The sequence below is a fragment of the Flavobacterium sp. genome, from assembly GCF_027484205.1.
Taxonomy (GTDB): Bacteria; Bacteroidota; Bacteroidia; order Flavobacteriales; family Flavobacteriaceae; genus Flavobacterium.
In genome coordinates, this window is the sequence record NZ_JAIXUB010000009.1 from 140,915 (window position 1) to 162,257 (window position 21,343).

At 32.7% G+C, this 21,343-nt stretch carries 19 protein-coding genes; 1 reads left to right on the plus strand and 18 read right to left on the minus strand.

Going from position 1 to position 21,343, the window contains the following annotated elements:
* Position 1: 1 nt before the first annotated feature.
* From Q0049_RS03235 to aspS, 11 genes are all read right to left on the minus strand, one after another.
* Entirely contained in the window at positions 2-547 is a 546-nt protein-coding gene (locus tag Q0049_RS03235; RefSeq protein WP_298116507.1) for an NADH-quinone oxidoreductase subunit I, read from the minus strand.
* An 11-nt stretch (positions 548-558) separates the two neighbouring features.
* Complete coding sequence (gene nuoH, locus Q0049_RS03240) at positions 559-1,590, minus strand: NADH-quinone oxidoreductase subunit NuoH (RefSeq protein WP_298116509.1); 1,032 nt, start codon at positions 1,588-1,590, stop codon at positions 559-561.
* Positions 1,591-1,592: 2 nt separating this feature from the next.
* Positions 1,593-2,621 (minus strand): 2Fe-2S iron-sulfur cluster-binding protein, encoded by a 1,029-nt coding sequence (locus Q0049_RS03245; RefSeq protein ID WP_298116511.1) that lies wholly within the window; start codon positions 2,619-2,621, stop codon positions 1,593-1,595.
* A gap of 37 nt (positions 2,622-2,658) precedes the next feature.
* Positions 2,659-4,026, minus strand: a complete 1,368-nt coding sequence (nuoF, locus tag Q0049_RS03250) for an NADH-quinone oxidoreductase subunit NuoF (protein ID WP_298116514.1) — start codon at positions 4,024-4,026, stop codon at positions 2,659-2,661.
* A gap of 4 nt (positions 4,027-4,030) precedes the next feature.
* Positions 4,031-4,561 carry an NAD(P)H-dependent oxidoreductase subunit E gene (locus tag Q0049_RS03255; protein ID WP_298116516.1) on the minus strand — a complete coding sequence of 177 codons (531 nt, stop codon included), beginning with the start codon at positions 4,559-4,561 and terminating at the stop codon, positions 4,031-4,033.
* A 79-nt stretch (positions 4,562-4,640) separates the two neighbouring features.
* Positions 4,641-5,876 carry an NADH dehydrogenase (quinone) subunit D gene (gene nuoD / locus Q0049_RS03260; protein WP_298116518.1) on the minus strand — a complete coding sequence of 412 codons (1,236 nt, stop codon included), beginning with the start codon at positions 5,874-5,876 and terminating at the stop codon, positions 4,641-4,643.
* A gap of 137 nt (positions 5,877-6,013) precedes the next feature.
* Positions 6,014-6,529 (minus strand): NADH-quinone oxidoreductase subunit C, encoded by a 516-nt coding sequence (locus Q0049_RS03265; protein ID WP_298116520.1) that lies wholly within the window; start codon positions 6,527-6,529, stop codon positions 6,014-6,016.
* Position 6,530: 1 nt separating this feature from the next.
* Complete coding sequence (locus Q0049_RS03270) at positions 6,531-7,076, minus strand: NADH-quinone oxidoreductase subunit B (protein ID WP_298116535.1); 546 nt, start codon at positions 7,074-7,076, stop codon at positions 6,531-6,533.
* A 58-nt stretch (positions 7,077-7,134) separates the two neighbouring features.
* A complete protein-coding gene (locus Q0049_RS03275; RefSeq protein ID WP_298116616.1) occupies positions 7,135-7,500 on the minus strand; it encodes an NADH-quinone oxidoreductase subunit A in 366 nt (121 codons plus the stop codon).
* A gap of 204 nt (positions 7,501-7,704) precedes the next feature.
* Positions 7,705-7,905: a cold-shock protein gene (locus tag Q0049_RS03280; protein WP_298116537.1), complete on the minus strand. Its 201-nt coding sequence runs from the start codon at positions 7,903-7,905 to the stop codon at positions 7,705-7,707.
* A gap of 219 nt (positions 7,906-8,124) precedes the next feature.
* A complete protein-coding gene (gene aspS, locus Q0049_RS03285; RefSeq protein ID WP_298116539.1) occupies positions 8,125-9,876 on the minus strand; it encodes an aspartate--tRNA ligase in 1,752 nt (583 codons plus the stop codon).
* Positions 9,877-10,049: 173 nt separating this feature from the next.
* Here aspS and Q0049_RS03290 point away from each other — a divergent pair, with 173 nt between their 5' ends.
* Entirely contained in the window at positions 10,050-11,042 is a 993-nt protein-coding gene (locus Q0049_RS03290) for a TlpA disulfide reductase family protein (RefSeq protein WP_298116540.1), read from the plus strand.
* Between the two features lie 82 nt (positions 11,043-11,124).
* Here Q0049_RS03290 and Q0049_RS03295 read toward each other — a convergent pair whose 3' ends face one another.
* The 7 genes from Q0049_RS03295 to Q0049_RS03325 all read right to left on the minus strand — a co-directional run bounded on the left by Q0049_RS03295 (position 11,125) and on the right by Q0049_RS03325 (position 21,303).
* Positions 11,125-14,394 carry a PA domain-containing protein gene (locus Q0049_RS03295; RefSeq protein ID WP_298116542.1) on the minus strand — a complete coding sequence of 1,090 codons (3,270 nt, stop codon included), beginning with the start codon at positions 14,392-14,394 and terminating at the stop codon, positions 11,125-11,127.
* A gap of 66 nt (positions 14,395-14,460) precedes the next feature.
* Positions 14,461-15,816, minus strand: coding sequence for a deoxyguanosinetriphosphate triphosphohydrolase (locus Q0049_RS03300; protein WP_298116618.1), 1,356 nt, complete (start codon positions 15,814-15,816; stop codon positions 14,461-14,463).
* Positions 15,817-15,905: 89 nt separating this feature from the next.
* Entirely contained in the window at positions 15,906-16,355 is a 450-nt protein-coding gene (locus Q0049_RS03305; RefSeq protein WP_298116544.1) for a GNAT family N-acetyltransferase, read from the minus strand.
* 5 nt (positions 16,356-16,360) lie between these two features.
* Complete coding sequence (locus Q0049_RS03310) at positions 16,361-16,582, minus strand: hypothetical protein (protein WP_298116546.1); 222 nt, start codon at positions 16,580-16,582, stop codon at positions 16,361-16,363.
* Positions 16,583-16,679: 97 nt separating this feature from the next.
* The gene (locus tag Q0049_RS03315) at positions 16,680-19,130 is read right to left on the minus strand and encodes a ribonucleoside-diphosphate reductase subunit alpha (protein WP_298116548.1); all 2,451 of its coding nucleotides are present in this window, start codon (positions 19,128-19,130) and stop codon (positions 16,680-16,682) included.
* Between the two features lie 198 nt (positions 19,131-19,328).
* Complete coding sequence (locus Q0049_RS03320) at positions 19,329-20,306, minus strand: ribonucleotide-diphosphate reductase subunit beta (protein WP_298116550.1); 978 nt, start codon at positions 20,304-20,306, stop codon at positions 19,329-19,331.
* Positions 20,307-20,646: 340 nt separating this feature from the next.
* Positions 20,647-21,303, minus strand: coding sequence for a hypothetical protein (locus tag Q0049_RS03325; RefSeq protein ID WP_298116552.1), 657 nt, complete (start codon positions 21,301-21,303; stop codon positions 20,647-20,649).
* Positions 21,304-21,343: the final 40 nt, after the last annotated feature.

Sequence of the window (21,343 nt, forward strand, 5' to 3'; positions counted from 1 at the left end):
ATTAATTCAGTTTTTTAGTATTTGCTAAAGCCATTTCTAGCGGCATTACTAATTTATCTTTGCCGAAGATAAAATCTTCTCTGTCGTATTGTGCTGGAACTAATTCTTTTGAAATAGTTAAATAGATGGCATCTTTTGGACAAGCTTCTTCACATAAACCGCAGAAAATACAACGCAACATATTTATTTCATAAATAGATGCATATTTTTCTTCTCTGTAAAGATGTTCTTCTCCTTTTTTACGCTCTTCAGCTTTCATGGTAATTGCTTCTGCTGGACATGATAGCGCACACAAACCACATGCTGTACAATTTTCTCTTCCTTGTTCATCACGTTTCAACATGTGTTTTCCTCTATAAACTGGGCTAAACTCACGTACTTGTTCTGGATAATGAATAGTTGCTTTCTTTTTGAAGAAGTGCTTGATAGTTATCCATAATCCTTTAAAAATTGCTATTAGATACATTCTTTCAAGAAAAGTCATTTCCTTATTAGAAACTTCTTTTTTCTTACCTGATAGCGATATACTTTGTATTGATGTTGACATAATTTCTTTTCTTAATTAAAAGCTAAAATGCAAATTCCTGTTATAATAATATTGACGATTGAAAGAGGAATTAGAATTTTCCAACCTAAATGCATCAATTGATCGTATCTAAATCTTGGTATTGTCCATCTGATCCACATAAAGAAAAAGATGAAGAAACATAATTTTGCAAATAATGCAAATATACCGATGATATTTCCAATATTAACACCCCAATTTTCAATTGCCCAACTCATTCCTGGATAGTTATAACCTCCAAAATAGAGAACTGCTAAAATGGTTGATGAAATAAACATATTTGCATATTCAGCAAATAAATAGAATCCCATTTTCATTGATGAATATTCTGTATGATAACCTCCAATTAATTCGGATTCACATTCTGCTAAGTCGAAAGGAGTTCTATTTGTTTCTGCAAAAGCACAAATTAAGAATATTAAAAATCCTACTGGTTGGTAGAAAACATTCCAATTCATTCCGGCTTGTTGCATTGATATTTCTTTTAAACTCAATGTTCCTGTCATCATTAATAAAGCAATCATTGAAAGTCCCATCGCAATTTCATACGAAACCATTTGTGAACCTGCACGAATAGCACTCATTAATGAATATTTATTATTTGAAGCCCAACCTCCAATCATAATTCCATAAACACCAACAGAAACTACTCCAAAAATATATAATAAAGAGACATCTATATCGGTAGCTTGTAAAACAACAGTTCTTCCAAAAATTTCTAATTTGTCACCCCAAGGAATAACTGCACTAGTCATTAATGCGGTACTCATTGCAATCGCTGGACCAACAAAGAATAAAAATTTATTAGGAGTATTTGGTTCAAATTCCTCTTTAGCAAATAATTTCATACCGTCAGCAAGAGGTTGTAATAAACCACCCCAACCAGCACGATTTGGACCAACTCTATCTTGAAGATAAGCTGCAACTTTTCTTTCAGCCCAAGTAGAATACATTGCCATCAACATAGTAATTGCGAAAACAGCTACTATAAAAACACTTTTTTCTATGATAAATGCACTATCCATTTTTAAGCTTTTTTATTGTTATCTAATGGAATTTGAGCCATACTTATCTTTTTTCTGTCAATTTCTCTACCTTCTAAAATTCCTTTTTCAGTTTCAATCACAACTTTATCCATTTTGCGGGTGTAATTATTTTGATTGATAACCGAATCTTTTTCGAATTTTCTTGGTCCTTCAATAATCCAATCAGAAACTTCTTTTTTGTCAAAACGACATGTGTTACAGATAAATTCTTCTACTTCGTGATAAATATCTTTTCTTGCTGTAACTCTTTGAATTTCGTTTCCAAACATCCATAATGTTGTTTTTCCACAACATCCTGGAGTAGTACATTCTCTGTGAGCATTAAATGGTTTGTTGAACCAAACTCTAGATTTGAATCGGAATGTTTTATCAGTTAAAGCACCAACTGGACATACGTCAATCATGTTTCCTGAAAATTCATTGTCGATTGCAGTTGAAATGCAGGTTGAAATTTGAGAATGATCTCCACGATTTAGAACTCCGTGAACTCTTTTATCGGTCAATTGATCAGCAACTTCAACACATCTTTGACAAACAATACAACGATTCATGTGAAGTTGAATGTATGGGCCAATGTTTTCTGGTTCGAAAGTTCTTTTTTCTTCGATAAAACGGGTTTCTGATTTTCCGTGTTCGAAAGATAAATTTTGCAAATCACATTCACCTGCTTGATCACAAACTGGACAATCCAATGGGTGATTTATAAGAAGAAACTCGGTTACTGCTTTTCTAGCTTCTGTTACTCTTTCAGAAGATTTGCTTGCTACTTCCATTCCGTCTTGACAACCTGTAACACATGATGCTACCAGTTTTGGCATTGGTCTTGGGTCAGCCTCACTACCTTTTGTAACGTCAACTAAACAACAACGACATTTTCCGCCTGTTCCTTTTAGTTTAGAATAATAACACATGGCTGGCGGAACTGATTCTCCACCAATCATACGAGCAGCTTGAAGGATTGTTGTTCCTGCTTCTACTTCAATTTCTTGACCGTCAATGGTTACTTTCATACCAATATATAACTCCTACGGAGTATTTTTGTTCTTATTAAACTTCTTGTTTTGCTACTAAATGTTTCACTTTTTCAAATGGTTCAGCCACAAAGTGATCTCTATTTTTTACTTTCTCAGGAAAACGAATGTGGTATTCAAACTCATCTCTGAAGTGACGAATTGCCGCAGCAACTGGCCATGAAGCCGCATCACCTAGTGGACAAATCGTATTTCCTTCTATTTTAGATTGAATGCTCCATAACAATTCAATGTCTTCTTCACGACCTTGACCGTTTTCGATTCTCCATAATACTTTTTCTAACCAACCTGTTCCTTCACGGCATGGTGTACATTGTCCGCAAGATTCATGGTGATAAAATCTTGAAAAATTCCAAGTATTGCGAACAATACAAGCTCTATCGTCATAAACAATGAATCCGCCAGAACCTAACATTGAACCTGTTGCAAATCCACCATCAGACAAACTTTCATAAGTCATCAACCTATCTTCACCTGCAGCCGTTTTGTAAATTAAATTTGCTGGTAAAATTGGCACCGAACTTCCTCCTGGAACTAATGCTTTTAATGGTCTATCGGTTTGCATTCCACCACAATATTCATCAGAATTCATGAATTCGTAAACGGATAGTCCAAGTTCAATTTCGTAAACACCTTGATTTTTAATATTTCCAGATGCCGAAATTAATTTTGTTCCAGTTGAACGACCAATTCCAATTGCTGCATAATCAGTACCTGAATTATTGATAATCCAAGGCACAGCAGAAATGGTTTCAACGTTATTTACTACAGTTGGATTTTGCCAAAGTCCTTTAACAGCTGGAAATGGTGGTTTCAATCTAGGATTTCCACGATTTCCTTCCAAGCTTTCAATTAAAGCAGTTTCCTCACCGCAAATGTAAGCTCCGCCACCAATTTGAACAAAAAGTTCTAAATCGTAACCAGAACCTAATATATTTTTACCCAACCAACCAGCAGCTTTTGCTTCGGCGATGGCTCTTTCTAAAATTTTGTAAACCCACATATATTCTCCACGAATATAGATGTAAGATAAGTTTGCACCAAGAGCGTAACTTGAGGTAATCATTCCTTCAATTAATAAATGAGGAATGTACTCCATTAGATAACGGTCTTTAAAAGTTCCAGGTTCAGATTCGTCAGCATTACAAACTAAATGTCTTGGATTTCCCGATTTTTTATCGATAAAACTCCATTTCATTCCGGCTGGAAATCCTGCACCACCACGACCACGAAGTCCTGAAGTTTTTACTTCTTCAACCACTTCATCTGGCGTCATTTTTTTCAAGGCTTTTTCTACCGACGCATATCCGCCTTCACGACGATATACTTCATAAGTTTTAATTCCTGGAACGTTGATTTTGTCTAATAATATTTTTCTTCCCATGATATTATTTATCGTGTAAAGTGATTTTTCCGTCTTTGCAATCAGTCATTAACTGATCGATTTTTTCTTTTGTCAAATGCTCTTGATAGAAATCACCCAATTGCATCATTGGAGCATATCCACAAGCACCTAGACATTCTACGCCACGAACTTCAAACATCATGTCTGGTGTTGGTTCGCCAACTTTTACACCTAATTTAGAACAGGTGTAATCCATCAAATCTTCCACACCGTTTTGACAACATGGTGAAGTTTGACAGAATTCAAACATGTATTTTCCAATTGGTCTTTGGTTGAACATTGTATAAAATGTTACTACTTCATATACTTCAATTGGCAGAATACCAAGGATTTCGGCAACTTTGTTTTGTAATTCAATACTCAACCAATTATCGTGTGCATCTTGAACTTCATGCAAAACAGGTAATAAAGCCGATTTTTGTTTGCCTTCAGGATAATGACTGATTAATTCATTGATTCTATTCATCAACGATTCAGTTATGTTTATCTCTTGTTTTATATGTGATCTTTCCATTTCTAATTTTAGATATTAAATTTTAGATTTTAGATATTTCAATCTGTAATCTAAAACCTGCATTCTGCAATCTTACTTTTTATGCGTCTAATTCGCCTGCAATTACATTTAAACTTGACAAAATTACAATAGCATCAGATAACATGCCGCCTTTAATCATTTCGGTATAAGCTTGATAATAAATGTAGCAAGGTCTTCTCATTTTTAATCTGTAAGGTGTTCTGCTTCCATCAGTTATTAAATAAAATCCTAATTCGCCATTTCCACCTTCAACAGCATGGTAAATCTCAGCTACAGGAACTGGAACTTCACCCATCACAATTTTGAAATGATAAATTAACGATTCCATATTGTGATAAACGTCTTCTTTTGGAGGTAAGTAATAATCGGGAACATCAGCATGGATTGGACCTTCAGGTAATTTAGCTAAAGCTTGTTTGATGATTCTTAAACTTTCCCAAACTTCAGCATTTCTAACACAAAATCTATCATAAGTATCGCCTGATTTCCCAACTGGAATATCAAATTCAAAATCTTCGTATGACGAATATGGTGCCGCTTTTCTTACATCATAGTCAATACCTGCTGCACGTAAATTTGGACCTGTCATACCATATTGCATTGCTTTTTCAGCAGTAATAGGGCCAACATTAACGGTTCTATCAATAAAAATTCTGTTTCTTTCAAATAAATTTTCAAATTCTTTCCAAGCAACTGGAAAGTCTGTAAGGAAAGTATCTAGTTTTTTGAAAGCAACTTCAGACCATTCTCTTTCAAAACCTCCAATTCTTCCCATATTTGTTGTTAGACGTGCTCCACAAATTTCTTCATATATTTCGTAGATTTTCTCTCTAAATTGGAATACATAGAGGAATCCAGTATAAGCACCTGTATCAACACCAAGGATTGAGTTGCAAATTAGATGGTCGGCAATACGAGCCAACTCCATAACTATAACTCTTAAATATTGTGCACGTTTAGGAACTTCAATGTCTAATAATTTTTCAACAGTCATCCACCAAGCCATGTTGTTGATTGGTGAAGAACAATAATTCATTCTATCAGTCAACACATTTATTTGGTAAAATGGACGATTTTCTGCGATTTTTTCAAAGGCACGATGAATGTATCCAATAGTTGGCTCTGCATCTAGAATTTTTTCACCATCCATAAGCAAGATATTTTGAAAAATACCATGAGTTGCTGGATGTGTAGGTCCAAGATTTAGTATTGAAAGCTCGCTACCATCTTCGTTGCGAGTTTCTTCTATAATTTTAGCATATCGATGCTCTGGTGGTAATAATAAGTCTGACATTTTCAATCAATTACGAATTACGAATTACGAATTAAAAATTATTTCAATAGGTAAATGGCAATCTTATTTTTTATATACTACTTTCAAACTATAAATTAGAGTTACAAAAAATTGTAATTCATAATTTTTAATTTCAATTAATTTTGCGCTGTTCTTCCAAAAAATCTATCGTCTTTATCGGTTCTTCCTCCATCTTCCATTGGGAATTCTTTTCTCATAGGATGCGAAACCATTTCAATCATGTTTAGAATTCTTTTCAATTGAGGATGTCCTTTGAAATTAATTCCATAAAAATCCCATGCTTCTCTTTCCATCCAATTGGCACAAAGAAATAAATCTGAGATAGTATCTGTTTCTGGATTTTCAGTAAGGAAAGTTTTAACTCTAATTCTCACATTTTCAACCCAATTATGCAATTGATAAACCACTGAAAATTGGTGGTTTTCATCATTATCAGGAAAGTGAATTCCTGCTAAATCGGTTAAAAAATGAAAATTTAAACTTTCTTCCTCTTTTAAGAATCGGATTACTTCACGAATTAAATTTGGAGCTGCTTCAAAAGAAAAAATATCCTTACTCATTTCAAAATTCAACACATTATTGCCAAATTTTTGAGTTAGTTTTTCTTGTATGTATGCCGTTTCTAAAGCCATATTATAGGTTGTAAGAAGCTAATAATTCTTTATATTCTGGAGAATTTCTTCTGCGAACAGATTCATTCTTTACTAATTCTTGTAATTGCATTACGCCATCAACAATTTGTTCTGGTCTTGGCGGGCAACCTGGAACGTAAACGTCAACTGGAATTACTTTATCAATTCCTTGTAAAACAGAATACGTATCAAAAACGCCACCTGAACAGGCACAAGCACCAACAGAAATTACCCAACGAGGTTCAGACATTTGTTCGTAAACTTGACGTAAAATAGGTGCCATTTTTTTAGAAATTGTACCCATTACCATTAGCATATCCGCTTGACGAGGAGAAAAACTTACTCTTTCTGAACCAAAACGTGCTAAATCATAATGCGATGCCATGGTTGCCATAAATTCAATTCCACAACAAGAAGTCGCGAAAGGCAATGGCCAAAGAGAATTAGCTCTTGCTAACCCAACAACATCGTTTAATTTAGTAGCGAAGAAACCTTCACCTGTTACTCCTTCTGGCGGAGCAACCATTTTTGTTTTAGAATCACTCATTTTATAATTCGTAATTTAAAATTATTTCAATTATTCGCTTTCGTTAGCTATAATTAATCTATTCCCATTCTAATGCTTTCTTCTTAATTATGTAGAAGAAACCAACTAAAAGTAGCAACATGAAAATAACCATTTTGATCATTCCATCTATTCCAAGATCTTTAAAATTTACTGCCCAAGGATATAAGAAAATAACCTCTACATCAAAAAGTACAAAAAGAATTGCTACAAGAAAGTATTTTACAGAAAATGGAATACGAGCATTTCCTACAGATTCAATCCCACACTCGAAGTTTTTATCTTTGTTTTTAGAATGTCTTTTTGGTCCAAGAAAACTAGAACCAATTATAGTTGCAACAACAAATCCTATTGCTAGACCAGCTTGCATTAAGATTGGTAAATAATCAATTTGAGTAGATTGCATGTCTCTAAAAGTTAGTATTTGTAAAATAGCTACAAATATACATTGCATTATTTAATTCTCAAAAATCATTACATAAACGTTTGTTATTTATGCGTTAAAATCGTTTATTTAAACCTGTTCTAAATAATATTTTTAATCATAAAAAAAACGCTCTGAAATTTTCAGAGCGTTTAGACCATTAAGGCAATCAAAAAATAATATATATTAGTCTTCGATAACTACTACTTGAGCAGCTACTTTACCTTTTCTTCCTTCTTCTTCTTCGTAAGAAACTTTGTCTCCTTCGTTTAAGTTTTCAGCTTTAATACCTGTAGCGTGAACGAAAATGTCTTTTCCATTTTCATCATCTGTAATGAATCCGTAACCTTTTGATTCATTGAAAAATTTAACTGTACCTGTGCGCATTTTGTAATGTAAAAAATTAATAATGGTCAAAGATATACTTATTTATGACATAGCAAACAAAAATTAAATAAAAGTTTAAAAAATTTACAAAAATTTAAAATTATAATTAAATGATTTTCAGTGTAATATTTGAAATAGTCTAAATTTTGCAATAAAAAAAGCAACTATTTATAAATTTTTAAATAGTTGCTTTTAGAATATTTGAGAATTTGATAGTTTTTACTTCAAATCAACTTTTATATGTAATTCATTCAATTGTAAGTCATCAATTACAGATGGCGCGTCAATCATAACATCTCTTCCCGAATTATTTTTTGGGAATGCAATAAAATCACGAATTGTTTCTTGACCACCAAGAATAGCTACTAATCGGTCTAAACCAAACGCTAAACCTCCATGTGGTGGCGCTCCAAACTGGAATGCATCCATCAAGAATCCAAATTGATTTCGAGCTTCTTCTTCAGTAAATCCTAAATATTTGAACATTAATTGTTGGGTAGCTTTATCGTGAATTCTGATTGAACCACCACCAATTTCGTTTCCGTTCAACACCATATCATAAGCATTAGCGCGAACTTTACCTGGATTTGTAGCTAACAACTCCATGTCTTCTGGTTTTGGAGAAGTAAACGGATGGTGCATGGCATGCCATCTTCCAGATTCTTCGTCTAACTCTAATAATGGGAAATCTACAACCCATAATGGAGCGAATTCTGCTGGATTTCTTAATCCTAATCTTGTTGCTAATTCCATTCTCAATGCAGAAAGTTGTGCACGAGTTTTATCAGCCGGACCAGAAAGTACAAAAATCATGTCTCCAGTTTTTGCTCCTGTAATTTCTACCCATTTTTTCAAATCTTCTTGATCGTAAAATTTATCTACTGATGATTTGTACGTTCCATCCGCTTCACATTTTACATAAACCATTCCTGATGCACCGATTTGTGGACGTTTAACCCAGTCAATTAAGGCATCAATTTCTTTACGAGTATAAGCGGCACAATTTGGAGCAGCAATTCCAACAACTAATTCTGCGGCATTGAAAACTGGGAAATCTTTATGTTGAGCCACTTCATTTAACTCACCAAATTTCATATCAAAACGTATATCTGGTTTATCATTTCCGTAGGTCTTCATTGCGTAATCGTAGGTAATTCGAGGGAATTTTTCTACTTCAATACCTTTTATTTCTTTTAGCAAATGACGTGTTAATCCTTCAAAAACATTTAAAATATCTTCTTGTTCTACAAATGCCATTTCACAATCGATTTGAGTAAATTCCGGTTGTCTATCGGCACGTAAATCCTCGTCGCGGAAACATTTTACGATTTGAAAATATTTATCCATTCCGCCAACCATCAAAAGTTGTTTAAAAGTTTGTGGCGATTGTGGTAAGGCATAAAATTGACCTTCGTTCATTCTACTTGGAACAACAAAATCTCTTGCGCCTTCTGGTGTTGATTTTATCAAATATGGAGTTTCTACTTCACAGAAATCTAAATTAGAAAGATAATTTCTTACTGCTTGTGCTACTTTGTGACGGAACAATAAACTGTTTTTTACAGGATTTCTTCTGATATCTAAGTAACGGTATTTCATTCTGATATCTTCACCACCATCGGTTTCATCTTCAATAGTGAATGGAGGAGTTAAAGCAGCATTTAGAATTGTCATTTCTTTTACAAGAATTTCAATTTCACCTGTTGGGATATTTTTGTTTTTAGCTTCACGCTCAATAACAGTTCCTTTTACTTGAACTACAAATTCTCTTCCAAGAGTTTTAGCCAATTCAAAAACTGATTTTTCTGAACGACTTTCGTCAAATAACAATTGAGTTATTCCATAACGGTCGCGCAAATCAACCCAATTCATGAATCCTTTATCTCTTGATTTTTGAACCCAACCAGCAAGTGTAACTTCTTGATTAATATGTGAGGCGTTTAATTCGCCACAATTATGACTTCTATACATTTGGAATAAAATTTTTATTACTTACAATTCGACCTTCAGTCTCGGGTGCAAAAGTAAAAAACAAATATTAATTAAATGGTGTAAAATAGTATTGAATTTTTTGTTAATATTTATTACTCAATTGCTAAAAGAAGTATATTTGATATTACTTAATTTTTAAAAAATGTATTTATATGAAAAAAGTTTTAGGCATTTTGATTGTTGTTTTGACTTTAAATCTTGGTTTTGCTCAAGGAAAAGTTAGTTTTCAGGCAAATATTTCCAATAGAAATGGTGATGTTATTTATATTAAAGATAATATGAATAAAACCATTAAAGAAATTGCGGTTGATAAAAACGGGCAGTTTTCTGATAAGTTCGATGTAAAAGATGGTTTCTACGTAATGTTTGATGGTGTTGAATATGCTCAACTATTTTTAAAAGATGGTTTTGATTTGAAATTAAAAATGGATGCAAAGCAATTTGACGAATCGATTGTTTTTGAAGGAAAAGGCTCTGGAGAAAATAATTTTTTAGCTCAACAAACTATTAATAATGAAGTTTTTTTAGAAGAAAATTTTAAGAAGAGTAAAGACGAATTTTATCAAGCTTTTGATGCTAAAAAGAAGAATGATTTTGAAAAATTAGAGAAAGGTAATTTTGATGATACTTTTAAAACACAAATTAAAAAATCGATGACTCAAGAGTTTTTTGGTATGCAAATGGATTATGCTCAAGCTCAAAAGACGAGAGAAATAACAGGCAAACCATCACCTTCTTTTGATTATGAAAATCACGCTGGCGGTAGAGAAAAATTAGAAAATTTTAGAGGTAAATATGTTTACATCGATGTTTGGGCAACTTGGTGTGCTCCTTGTAGAGCTGAGATTCCACATTTACAAAAAATTGAAGAAAAATATAATGATAAAAAAATTGCTTTTTTAAGTATTTCAGTTGATGAGCAAAAGGATTATGAAAAATGGAAAAAATTTGTGGATGACAAAAAATTAGGAGGTGTTCAATTATTTGCAGATAAAAATTGGGCTTCAGATTTTATTACTGCTTATGGAATTAATTCTATTCCTAGATTTATTTTAATAGATCCAAATGGAAATACAATTGATGCAAATGCAAAAAGACCTTCAGATTCAAAATTAGTAGAACAATTAGATAGCTTATTAAAGTAATTATCAATATAGTTTAACAAGAAAAAGGGTTTGTCAAATTAATGACAAACCCTTTTTTATTTGGATAAAATAGTAAAGAAAATTATTCAATAATTATTTTCTCTGTATAATTTAAATTATCACTTGATACTTTTAAAATATAAAGTCCTGTTGATAGCTTATTAAAGTTAATTGTCTTTTCAAAGCTAAAATCAACATTGTAATCAGAATAAACAACCTGACCTTTAATATCAAATAATTGGATATTGATTTTGCCAGTAAAGTCATTAATGTTTAAATTGATTGAGCCATTTGATGGGTTTGGATACACTTTAATACCGTTAGATTTAACAATATCATTGTTAGATAGAGTAGAACTTGTAAATGCTCCAGAAAAAACGCCTCTACCATAAGTTGATGCAAAAACCACATTATCATTTCTTAAGTCAAGGTCAGTAACTTTAACATTACTCATTCCGTTAAAAGATTGATTCCAAGTTGGAGAAGCAGTGTTAAAAGTATTCGTAAACCAAACACCTAATTCTGTTCCAACAATAACCTCATTAGCATTTAAAGGATTTTTTACAACAGCTTTTACAGGAATATCAGGTAAATTACCTTCTTTATTTTGCCATGTTACTCCACCATCATTTGTATACCAAATGCTAACTACATTATAATTGTGCATTGTTACAAAAATTTCATTTTCTGTTGTACCATATTCTACATCTGAAACACTTCCAACAAATGCTGGACCTGTAATGTCAGTCCATGTTGGAGTTGCATTTGCATTAGTTATCTTTAAAAGTTTTGCATTTCTTGTTCCAACTAAAAGAGTACTTGAAGTTGTTGGAGTTCCAAATTTAGAAACTGTAAATGCTGTTGGAGAACTTGTCAATAAAGCATTGGTTAATGTTGTTTTTACCACACTTAAAGGACCTTTTACTCTAGCATATCTTCTGATTTGATAAAGCGGAGTTGTTCCACTCGTATTTGTATAATCAGAATATAAAATATCCATATTAGAATCTAAAGCCATTGGAGCAATAAAAGCACCATTTTCTGTAGATTCTGAATTGATAACTCTTGTTTGGCTATTAGCATAATTATATAGATTAATGCTGTTGTTGTAAACGTAATTTGTAATTCTATATCTGTCAGTTCCATCGGTATCCATAAAACTGTAAGCTCCATCACCACCTTGAACTTGGCTACTTTCGTTTAATCCAGGTGTTGCGCCAAGAAACATTTGAGATCCATTATCTTGTGCTCCGGCCACAAAATTATCACCAGACATTCCGTTTGTTGTTGGAGCTACTCCAACACTATAAAATTGAGTTGCATTAAATCCTTTATTTCTTGATGAAATAGTAGTTCCTGAATTACCAGAATAATAAACACCACCATCATTTCCAAAAAGTAATTTATTTGTTGCTCCATTTCCAAAAGCAACAGCATGTTGATCAGAATGTGTATATTGATAGCCATAACCTCCAGTCCAGTGACTAATTTGCGACCATGAGGTTGCTCCATTTGTTGATTTAAATAAATCTATACCACCAACATATAGAGTTTCATCATTAGTTGGGTCAAGTTCTATAAATAAATCAAAAAATGCTTGTTGACCTGTAAATCCATAACTGGTAAATCTTGAAGCAGGATCAGCATCAACAGGTAACGTCATTGTTGAACTTGATGCAAAAGCATTTGTGGTTTTCACAATTGTTGTTTCAACATTTGGTACTGTAGCACTTGCTTGTGAAAGTTCTGCTAAAACATAAACTTTTCCAGGAGTTGTCTTAGAAACTGCAATTTCAGTTCTTCTTCCATTTGTAACTGCATAGTTTTGAACAAAATTTACTCCATCAGTAGAAGAAAATACTTTTCCTCCGCCTTCTCCATAAATATATGTGCTTTTTGTTGAAACCCATATTTTATTATCTGAACCAAATTCAATATTATTTGGACAATGTTTTCTTCCTCCATCAGTTAAAGGCATACTTACTTCATTCCAAGTAGAACCTCCATTTGTAGATTTGTATAGGCCATATGCTGGACCACCTAAAAAGGTTAGTGCATTTGACTCAGAATAATAAGATTCTGCAGCGGCAACATAAACTTCAGAAACACCACCATTATTTCTAACTTTTACATCGTTTATGTGTTGGATACCAGGAACTAAGTTACCTGTAAAACCTGTACCTGTTGGGTTTAAAGCACCTGTCATAGTTCCAGATGATAAAGCAGCTTCTAATAAATCACCATCTTCTTTAGAAATCATTACAGATGGAATAGTAATTGTTGTGTCTGTTCCTCCCATTGGTATTGGTTGACCAGTAATATTGTTCATCATAATTACTCCAATTGCTCCTGCATCCTGAGCTGCTTTTACTTTTATTACGAATGTACAATCACCTCTTCTGATTAGTGCTATTTTTCCAGAAACATTGTTTACAATAGTTTCACAAGCGTCAGAAGTTGGTGCTGTTCCATCATTTACTAAAACAATATCTGCAGTAATGGTAGTTGTAATAGCTGAACCAAAATTAGCAGGATTTGTAGGGTAACAAACATAATTTCCTGCAACACCTGAAGGTGTGTTTATTGTAATATTTGAAGCAGATTGAAAAGTTGTTGGCCCGGAAATTCCTCCTAAAACTTTTGTCCATGTTGCGCCTGCATCAGTAGATTTCCATAACCCGTTTCCGTTAACATCTCCTTGAACATAAGACTCACCAGTTCCTACGTAAAATATATTTGTATTGTTTGGATCATAAGTAATGCATGAAACTGCTAAATTATCAGGAGTATTGACTCTTGTCCAAGTTGAATTTGCATTTGAAATATTTGTGTTTTTATATAAACCACCACTAACAGAACCAGCAAAAACTGTTTCATTAGTAGGATCGTTTGGGTCAAACATAACAGCTCTTGTTCTTCCTCCAACATTTGTTGGACCTCTTTCAACCCAAGCATTATCTAAAGCATCTCCTGGTGTTCTGTGAAGAAGGGCTTGTTGTCTTATTTCTTCTAACTGCGATTTAACAACTAATAAGTTTTCTGGAGTTGGTCTTCCTGTTTCAGGATTCATGGTTAATTCCCATTCCATTTCATAGTATTTCTTTGGAGGAATACCCAGCGCTTTTCTTTCAGTCTTTTTAAGTTTTAAAGTTTCTTTAAAAGGACTGTTTTTTAGAAAATATGCATGCTTTTTTCTTAATTCTTTTGTTCTTTTGTCAGGTTTAGCAGCTTTTACAGCATGTTTTTTTGACTTGTTAGTAATTTTTTTAGTATCATTTTGGTTATTCGTTTGTGAATAGCCTGAAACCAAAAAAATCGACAAAAGTAGACTTAAAAGTAAGTGTTTTTTCATTGTAATTTTTTTATAAAGATGGTTTAGCTTGCTAAATTATGTAATTTTTTATAAAAAATATAAAATTTAACAATTGTTATTTGAAATTATTTTGTTGTAAATGAGAGCCTTTCCATCAGTAAGCATCGAAATAAAATGACAAATATGTAACAATCGTTCGTATAAAGTTTCTTTATCTCCTGAGGCGTCGGGATGATTCTTTTCAGGTAAAATCTTTAATAGTAGCTTATCATAATTGGTCGCTTTTCCTTCATAATTATTGTTGTAAGCCGTTATAAATTTGTCTAACAAATTATTTATCATTTGATAACCAGAAAGTTCTTTCTCAATTACTTCACGACTTTGATAAATATTCTTTACACTCAACTTAATAATATCGTCAATTTGTGCTTTGTATTTACTTTTATCAGTTAAAGCATAAGGAAATTCTCCTTTCAAAATGGCTTCTTCATTTTCTATAAATATACGTACGGCATCGTTAATTAGATTTCCAATGGCTAAAGCGCGTAAATAACTTATCCTGTCTTCTTTAGTTGTAAGTGAATTGTATTTAGTTGTATCAATAGAATCTTTCACCAATTTGATTAAATATTCTAAGGCAAAATCTTCCGATACTAATCCGAGATTTATTCCGTCTTCAAAATCAATTATAGTGTAGCAAATGTCATCAGCAGCTTCAACCAAATAGGCGAGAGGATGTCTTTGGTAACCAATATCATTTCCCGATTTATTTGGAATTAATCCTAATTCATCGGCTACTTCTTTGAAAAACTCTTTGTCAGTTTGAAAGAAACCATATTTTTTATCAGCAATATTCGAAGTTGGTTTTTTGGGTAAACTTTCTTTCGGATATTTCATAAAAGCACCTAAAACCGCATAAGTCAAGCGGATGCTTCCTTCTATTCCAGGTCGTGAACTTGTTAAAACTGAGAATCCGTTGGCATTTCCTTCAAAATCTATTAAATCCTGCCATTCTTTATCGGTAAGTTGCTCTTTAAATTTTTGTCCTTTTCCTATAGAAAAATATTCACCAATTGCTTTTTCACCAGAATGACCGAAAGGTGGATTTCCAATATCATGTGCCAAGGATGCTGCGGCTACAATAGCTCCAAAATCATTTGCTTGATAACCATGAATTTCTTGTAGATATGGATATTTTTCAATGATTTTTTTTCCTACTAATCGTCCTATAGAACGCCCAACTACCGAAACTTCTAAACTATGCGTTAATCGTGTATGAACGAAATCGGTTTTTGATAACGGAACTACTTGCGTTTTATCTTGCAAACTTCTAAAAGCAGAAGAAAAAATGATTCTATCATAATCAACTTCAAAGCCTAAACGTGTGTCGTCTTGCTCTATTCGTAGTCGCTTTCCTTTGTCACCTTGACGTTTTAAAGATAAAAGTTGTTCCCAGTTCATCATAGTTTTATTTTTTGTCACACTGAGCCTGTCGAAGTGCGTCTTAAGTCTTCGACAAGCTCAGACTGACAGTGGAGTATTAATTGATTTTAGATATTTTTTTTCATGCAAATGCTATTTTCAACTCCTTGATATTGCCCAAAGTTTTCAATGATTTTATAGCCTAATTTTTGATATAGATAAATGGCGTCTTTTTGCATGAAACCAGTTTCCAATAAAGCAGTTTTATAATTTTCTTCTTTTGCCCAAGATTCTAATTCTGATAATACTTTGGTTGCAATTCCTTTTCCACGATGTTCAGGTAATGTAAACATTCGTTTCATTTCTGCCGTTTCAGCATCATATTCTTTGTAAGCACCAATTGCAACTGGATTTTCATTTTCATACACAATCAAAGCGTTTTTTAACAAACTTGATTTATTAAATTGAGAATAAAAGGCATGATCTTCACCATCGAGAATTGTCAAATAAGTATCTAATTGAACTACAAGTTTTTCAAAATCGGGATTATCAGAAGTTGTTCTTTTGAAGGTAAGCATTGTAATTATTTTTTATCATTTGCCAAAAAGAAATGACGCGATTTCTTTGGATATTGATTGTAACTTTTATCACTTGGATTAGCAATAACCGATTTGATATTGATTTCGTCGCCCAATTTAAAATCTTTAGTAACCATTTGATAGTCTAATAAATATTCGCCACAGAAATAGTTTCCGTTTTCGTCTTTTTCTATAATTCCTGTATAAACTCCTTTTTCTTTTGACATTGTATTTTTATTTGATTTCAAAGATAATTAAAAAACAAAACAGCCATCTTAATTGATAGCTGTTTCTATATTCTTTTCTCTTTATTCTACTTTCTTATTATGAACCACACATTTCGCAATCTTCTGGACCAGCATTTTTAGCCATTTCAATCATTGCTCTGTATTCTTCGGCAGTCATTTCTACCGGTTCGTTTAGAACCGCAATTGGTTGTAATGGCTCTGTTATAGATTTCATTTCTGCTGCAGGTTGTTCTTGAACTTCAATTGGTTCTGCTTTTTTATCATTATTTAATGTAAACTTGATGGCATCAACTGCAGCTTTTGTTCTTAAATAATACATTCCAGTTTTTAAACCTGATTTCCATGCGTAGAAATGCATCGAAGTCAATTTAGCATAATTTGCATCTTGCATAAACAAGTTCAACGATTGCGATTGGTCAATAAAGTAACCTCTTTGACGACTCATATCGATGATGTCTTTCATTGACATTTCCCAAACGGTTTTGTAAAGTTCTTTCAAATCTTGGGGTACTGATTCAATATTTTGAACTGAACCATTATGACGCATAATTTCTTGCTTCAAGGTTTCGTTCCACAATCCTCTTTCAACTAAATCGTTTAGTAAGTGTTTGTTAACTACAATAAATTCTCCCGAAAGTACTCTTCTTGTATAAATATTAGAAGTGTAAGGTTCAAAAGCTTCGTTATTTCCAAGAATTTGAGATGTTGAAGCCGTTGGCATTGGCGCTACTAACAATGAGTTTCTTACACCATTTGCTAAAACTTCTTTTCTTAAACTTGCCCAATCCCATCTTCCAGATAGTTCTTCGTCTTTAATATTCCATAAATTATGTTGGAATTCACCTTTAGAAATCGGTGAACCTTCATAAGAAGAATATGGTCCTTCTTCTTTAGCCATTTCCATAGAAGCAGTAACAGCTGCGAAATATAAAGTTTCAAAAATTTCCTGATTCAATTGTTTCGCTTCGTCACTTGTAAAAGGCATTCTCAACATGATAAAAGCATCTGCTAAACCTTGAACACCTAGACCAACAGGACGATGGCGCATATTTGAGTTTTCAGCTTCTATTACTGGATAGTAATTTCTGTCGATAACTTTATTTAAATTTCTAGTTACACGTTTAGTTACATTGAAAAGTAATTCGTGGTTGAATTTTCCATTTTCAACAAACATTGGTAACGAGATAGAAGCCAAGTTACAAACTGCAATTTCGTCTGCAGAAGTGTATTCCATGATTTCAGTACACAAGTTAGACGAACGGATAGTTCCCAAATTCTTTTGGTTTGATTTTCTGTTCGCTGCATCTTTGTACAACATATATGGTGTTCCAGTTTCAATTTGTGATTCTAGGATTTTTTCCCAAAGTTCACGTGCTTTTACTGTTTTTCTTCCTTTTCCTTGTGCTTCATACGAAGTATATAATGCTTCAAATTCATCGCCATAAACATCATCTAATCCTGGACATTCGTTTGGACACATTAAAGTCCAAGTTGAATCAGCTTCAACACGTTTCATGAACAAATCAGAAGTCCACATAGCAAAGAATAAATCTCTAGCACGCATTTCTTCTTTTCCTGTATTTTTTTTCAAATCAAGGAATTCGAAAATATCAGCATGCCAAGTTTCTAGGTAAATTGCAAAACTTCCTTTACGTTTTCCACCACCTTGATCTACATAACGAGCAGTATCATTAAAAACTCTCAACATCGGAACGATTCCGTTTGAAGTTCCGTTTGTACCACGAATATATGAACCAGTTGCACGAACGTTGTGAATTGCTAATCCAATTCCGCCTGCTGATTGCGAAATTTTTGCCGTTTGTTTTAACGTATCATAGATTCCATCAATACTATCATCTTTCATAGTTAGTAAGAAACAAGATGACATTTGTGGTTTTGGAGTTCCTGCGTTGAACAATGTTGGCGTTGCGTGTGTAAAGAATTTTTTAGACATTAAATCGTAAGTTTCAATTACAGATTCAAGATCGTTTAAGTGAATTCCAACCGAAACACGCATCAACATGTGTTGAGGTCTTTCAACAATTTTACCATTGATTTTTAACAAATACGAACGCTCTAAGGTTTTAAAACCAAAGTAATCGTAGTTAAAATCACGGTTATATATAATGTGAGAATTTAAAAATTCTGCATTTTCTTGAATTACATTGTGAACTTCTTCCGAAAGCAAAGGAGCTTCTTGATTGGTTCTTGGGTTTACATAATGGTACATTTCATTCATCGTCTCTGAGAATGATTTGTTAGTGTTTTTATGTAAATTTGAAATGGCGATTCTTGCTGCTAATTGAGCATAATCAGGATGCGAAATCGTCATTGACGCTGCTGTTTCTGCTGCAAGATTATCTAATTCTGACGTAGTTACTCCATCATACAATCCTTCAATTACGCGCATGGCTACTTTTACAGCGTCTACTCTGTCGTTTAAACCATAGCATAGTTTCTTAATTCTATCGGTGATTTTGTCAAACATTACCGGCTCTTTGTGGCCGTCTCTTTTTACTACGTACATAAGTTTTAAGTTTTGTGAAATAGAAAATCCCTTCGCTATTTCGGGTTATTTGTAATCTTTTTTTTGTTTTTTGCCATGAAGACACTAAGTCACAAAGTTTTTTTAGTTTTTAATAAAGAATATAATCATAGACTCTACAAATCATTGATTTTTCTTTGTGCCTTTGTGTCTTTACGGCAGTTTTTTTGTGACTTATAATTAAAAATCAGCGTCGAAACTAATTTTGCTTGCTTCAGAATCAGAATTCATAACACCTGCTTTTTGGTATTCTGCCACACGTTTTTCAAAGAAATTAGTTTTTCCTTGAAGTGAAATCATGTCCATAAAATCGAATGGGTTTGAAGAATTATAAACTCTATCACATCCTAATTCTACTAATAATCTATCAGTAACAAATTCTAAATATTGTGTCATCAAAGTAGCATTCATTCCAATTAAACTTACAGGAAGTGATTCGGTAATGAATTTTCTTTCGATGTTTAAAGCGTCAGTTAAAATTTCTGTGATTCTTTCTTTTGGAACTTTATTTACGATGTGGTTCGTATGTAAATGCACCGCAAAATCACAATGCATTCCTTCATCACGAGAAATTAATTCGTTTGAAAAAGTTAAACCAGGCATTAAACCACGTTTTTTCAACCAAAAAATCGAACAAAAAGAACCTGAGAAGAAAATTCCTTCTACGGCTGCAAAAGCGATCAATCTTTCTGCAAAAGAATCAGATTCTATCCATTTCAAAGCCCATTCTGCTTTTTCTTTAATGGCAGGAAACGTTTCTATAGCATGAAAAAGTTCATATTTTTCAGCTTCGTCTTTTACATACGTATCTATCAACAACGAATAGGTTTCGCTGTGAATATTTTCCATCATTAATTGAAATCCGTAGAAAAATTTTGCTTCTGGATATTGTACTTCGCTTACAAAGTTTTCTGCAAGATTTTCGTTCACAATTCCATCAGATGCTGCGAAAAAGGCAAGAATATGTTTGATGAAGTATTTCTCATCAGCGTTCAACTTGTTATTCCAATCATTTAAATCGGTATGTAAGTCAATTTCTTCTGCTGTCCAAATGCAAGCTTCTTGTTTTTTATACCATTCCCAAATATCTTGATGCTTGATTGGGAAAATTACAAAGCGATCTTTATTTTCTTGAAGAATTGGTTCTACGAAAGACATAATTAAGGGTTTTTGTTAAGGTTTTTTTAACTTTTTTCAACTGTTACAAAGATTGTCAATTTTAAATGAAAAAGAAAGTCAAACTTATTCACAATCGGCTTTAGTTTTTAACAATGCGTAAGAATTAAGCCACTTTGGGTAATTTGTGTAAATTATTGTTTAACAGTAAGTTATAAATGATAAAAAATCAAAAAATCCCTAAAAATAAGGGATTTATGAGATTTTACGATAAGTTTTCGTAATGATTTTGAGAGGGAAATTAGGTATAAAAATTAAACAAAAAATCCAACTTTCTGTTGTTTGAAAGTTGGATTTTTAAAAATTTTAGACAAAGAAATTTTTATTCTTCTTGCTCAGCATCAATATAGGTTTTGTTTCCGTTTTTATTGATGTAATATTTTCCACCTCTTGGTCCAGTAAATACTTTTTTACCTTTATATTTTCCAGTTACTTTATCAGCTACTTTTTTCTCTGCAGTTTTAGAAGCCGCAGTTTCTTTCATATCTTCTTTTTCTTCGGCAGCTGTTTTTTTAACTTTTGCCTCTGTTTTATTTGCAGTTGCTTTTACTTTTCCTTCTGTAGCTTTTGCTTTTCCTGTTGCAGAAGCTTTCGCCTCTTTACCTTTTGCTTCAGCATCTTTAAAACGTTTATCTGGAGTTCCGTCTTTTTTTAGTTTAGATGCTTTTTCCTCTGTTTCTTTTTTAGCTTTAGAAGCTTTAGCTTTTGCATCTTTAGAAGTTTTAATCGCTTTTTCTTCTACTTCTTTTTTAGCTTTTGAAGTTTTAGCTTTTGCGTCTTTTTCTGTTTTTTTAGCTGCTTTCTCAGCATCTTTTTTTGCTTTAGCTTTCTCTTCTTTTAATTTATCAGCTTTTTCTTTTTTAGCTTTTACTGCTTTTTCTGTTTTAGCTTTAGTTTTTGATGCTTTTTCTTTTACATCTTGTGCAAAAGTCGCGTTTGAGAATACAAACACTAAGCATAATAAAATTAGTTTCTTCATTGTGATTTTTAAATTAGGTTATTAAAGTTTAAAATTAACT

Excerpts from the sequence above, each read along its gene's own strand:
- Q0049_RS03235 (WP_298116507.1), bottom strand. The coding sequence starts at position 547 with ATGTCAACATCAATACAAAGTATATCGCTATCAGGTAAGAAAAAAGAA.
- nuoH (WP_298116509.1), bottom strand. The coding sequence starts at position 1,590 with ATGGATAGTGCATTTATCATAGAAAAAAGTGTTTTTATAGTAGCTGTT.
- Q0049_RS03245 (WP_298116511.1), bottom strand. The coding sequence starts at position 2,621 with ATGAAAGTAACCATTGACGGTCAAGAAATTGAAGTAGAAGCAGGAACA.
- nuoF (WP_298116514.1), bottom strand. The coding sequence starts at position 4,026 with ATGGGAAGAAAAATATTATTAGACAAAATCAACGTTCCAGGAATTAAA.
- Q0049_RS03255 (WP_298116516.1), bottom strand. The coding sequence starts at position 4,561 with ATGGAAAGATCACATATAAAACAAGAGATAAACATAACTGAATCGTTG.
- nuoD (WP_298116518.1), bottom strand. The coding sequence starts at position 5,876 with ATGTCAGACTTATTATTACCACCAGAGCATCGATATGCTAAAATTATA.
- Q0049_RS03265 (WP_298116520.1), bottom strand. The coding sequence starts at position 6,529 with ATGGCTTTAGAAACGGCATACATACAAGAAAAACTAACTCAAAAATTT.
- Q0049_RS03270 (WP_298116535.1), bottom strand. The coding sequence starts at position 7,076 with ATGAGTGATTCTAAAACAAAAATGGTTGCTCCGCCAGAAGGAGTAACA.
- Q0049_RS03275 (WP_298116616.1), bottom strand. The coding sequence starts at position 7,500 with ATGCAATCTACTCAAATTGATTATTTACCAATCTTAATGCAAGCTGGT.
- Q0049_RS03280 (WP_298116537.1), bottom strand. The coding sequence starts at position 7,905 with ATGCGCACAGGTACAGTTAAATTTTTCAATGAATCAAAAGGTTACGGA.
- aspS (WP_298116539.1), bottom strand. The coding sequence starts at position 9,876 with ATGTATAGAAGTCATAATTGTGGCGAATTAAACGCCTCACATATTAAT.
- Q0049_RS03290 (WP_298116540.1), top strand. The coding sequence starts at position 10,050 with ATGAAAAAAGTTTTAGGCATTTTGATTGTTGTTTTGACTTTAAATCTT.
- Q0049_RS03295 (WP_298116542.1), bottom strand. The coding sequence starts at position 14,394 with ATGAAAAAACACTTACTTTTAAGTCTACTTTTGTCGATTTTTTTGGTT.
- Q0049_RS03300 (WP_298116618.1), bottom strand. The coding sequence starts at position 15,816 with ATGAACTGGGAACAACTTTTATCTTTAAAACGTCAAGGTGACAAAGGA.
- Q0049_RS03305 (WP_298116544.1), bottom strand. The coding sequence starts at position 16,355 with ATGCTTACCTTCAAAAGAACAACTTCTGATAATCCCGATTTTGAAAAA.
- Q0049_RS03310 (WP_298116546.1), bottom strand. The coding sequence starts at position 16,582 with ATGTCAAAAGAAAAAGGAGTTTATACAGGAATTATAGAAAAAGACGAA.
- Q0049_RS03315 (WP_298116548.1), bottom strand. The coding sequence starts at position 19,130 with ATGTACGTAGTAAAAAGAGACGGCCACAAAGAGCCGGTAATGTTTGAC.
- Q0049_RS03320 (WP_298116550.1), bottom strand. The coding sequence starts at position 20,306 with ATGTCTTTCGTAGAACCAATTCTTCAAGAAAATAAAGATCGCTTTGTA.
- Q0049_RS03325 (WP_298116552.1), bottom strand. The coding sequence starts at position 21,303 with ATGAAGAAACTAATTTTATTATGCTTAGTGTTTGTATTCTCAAACGCG.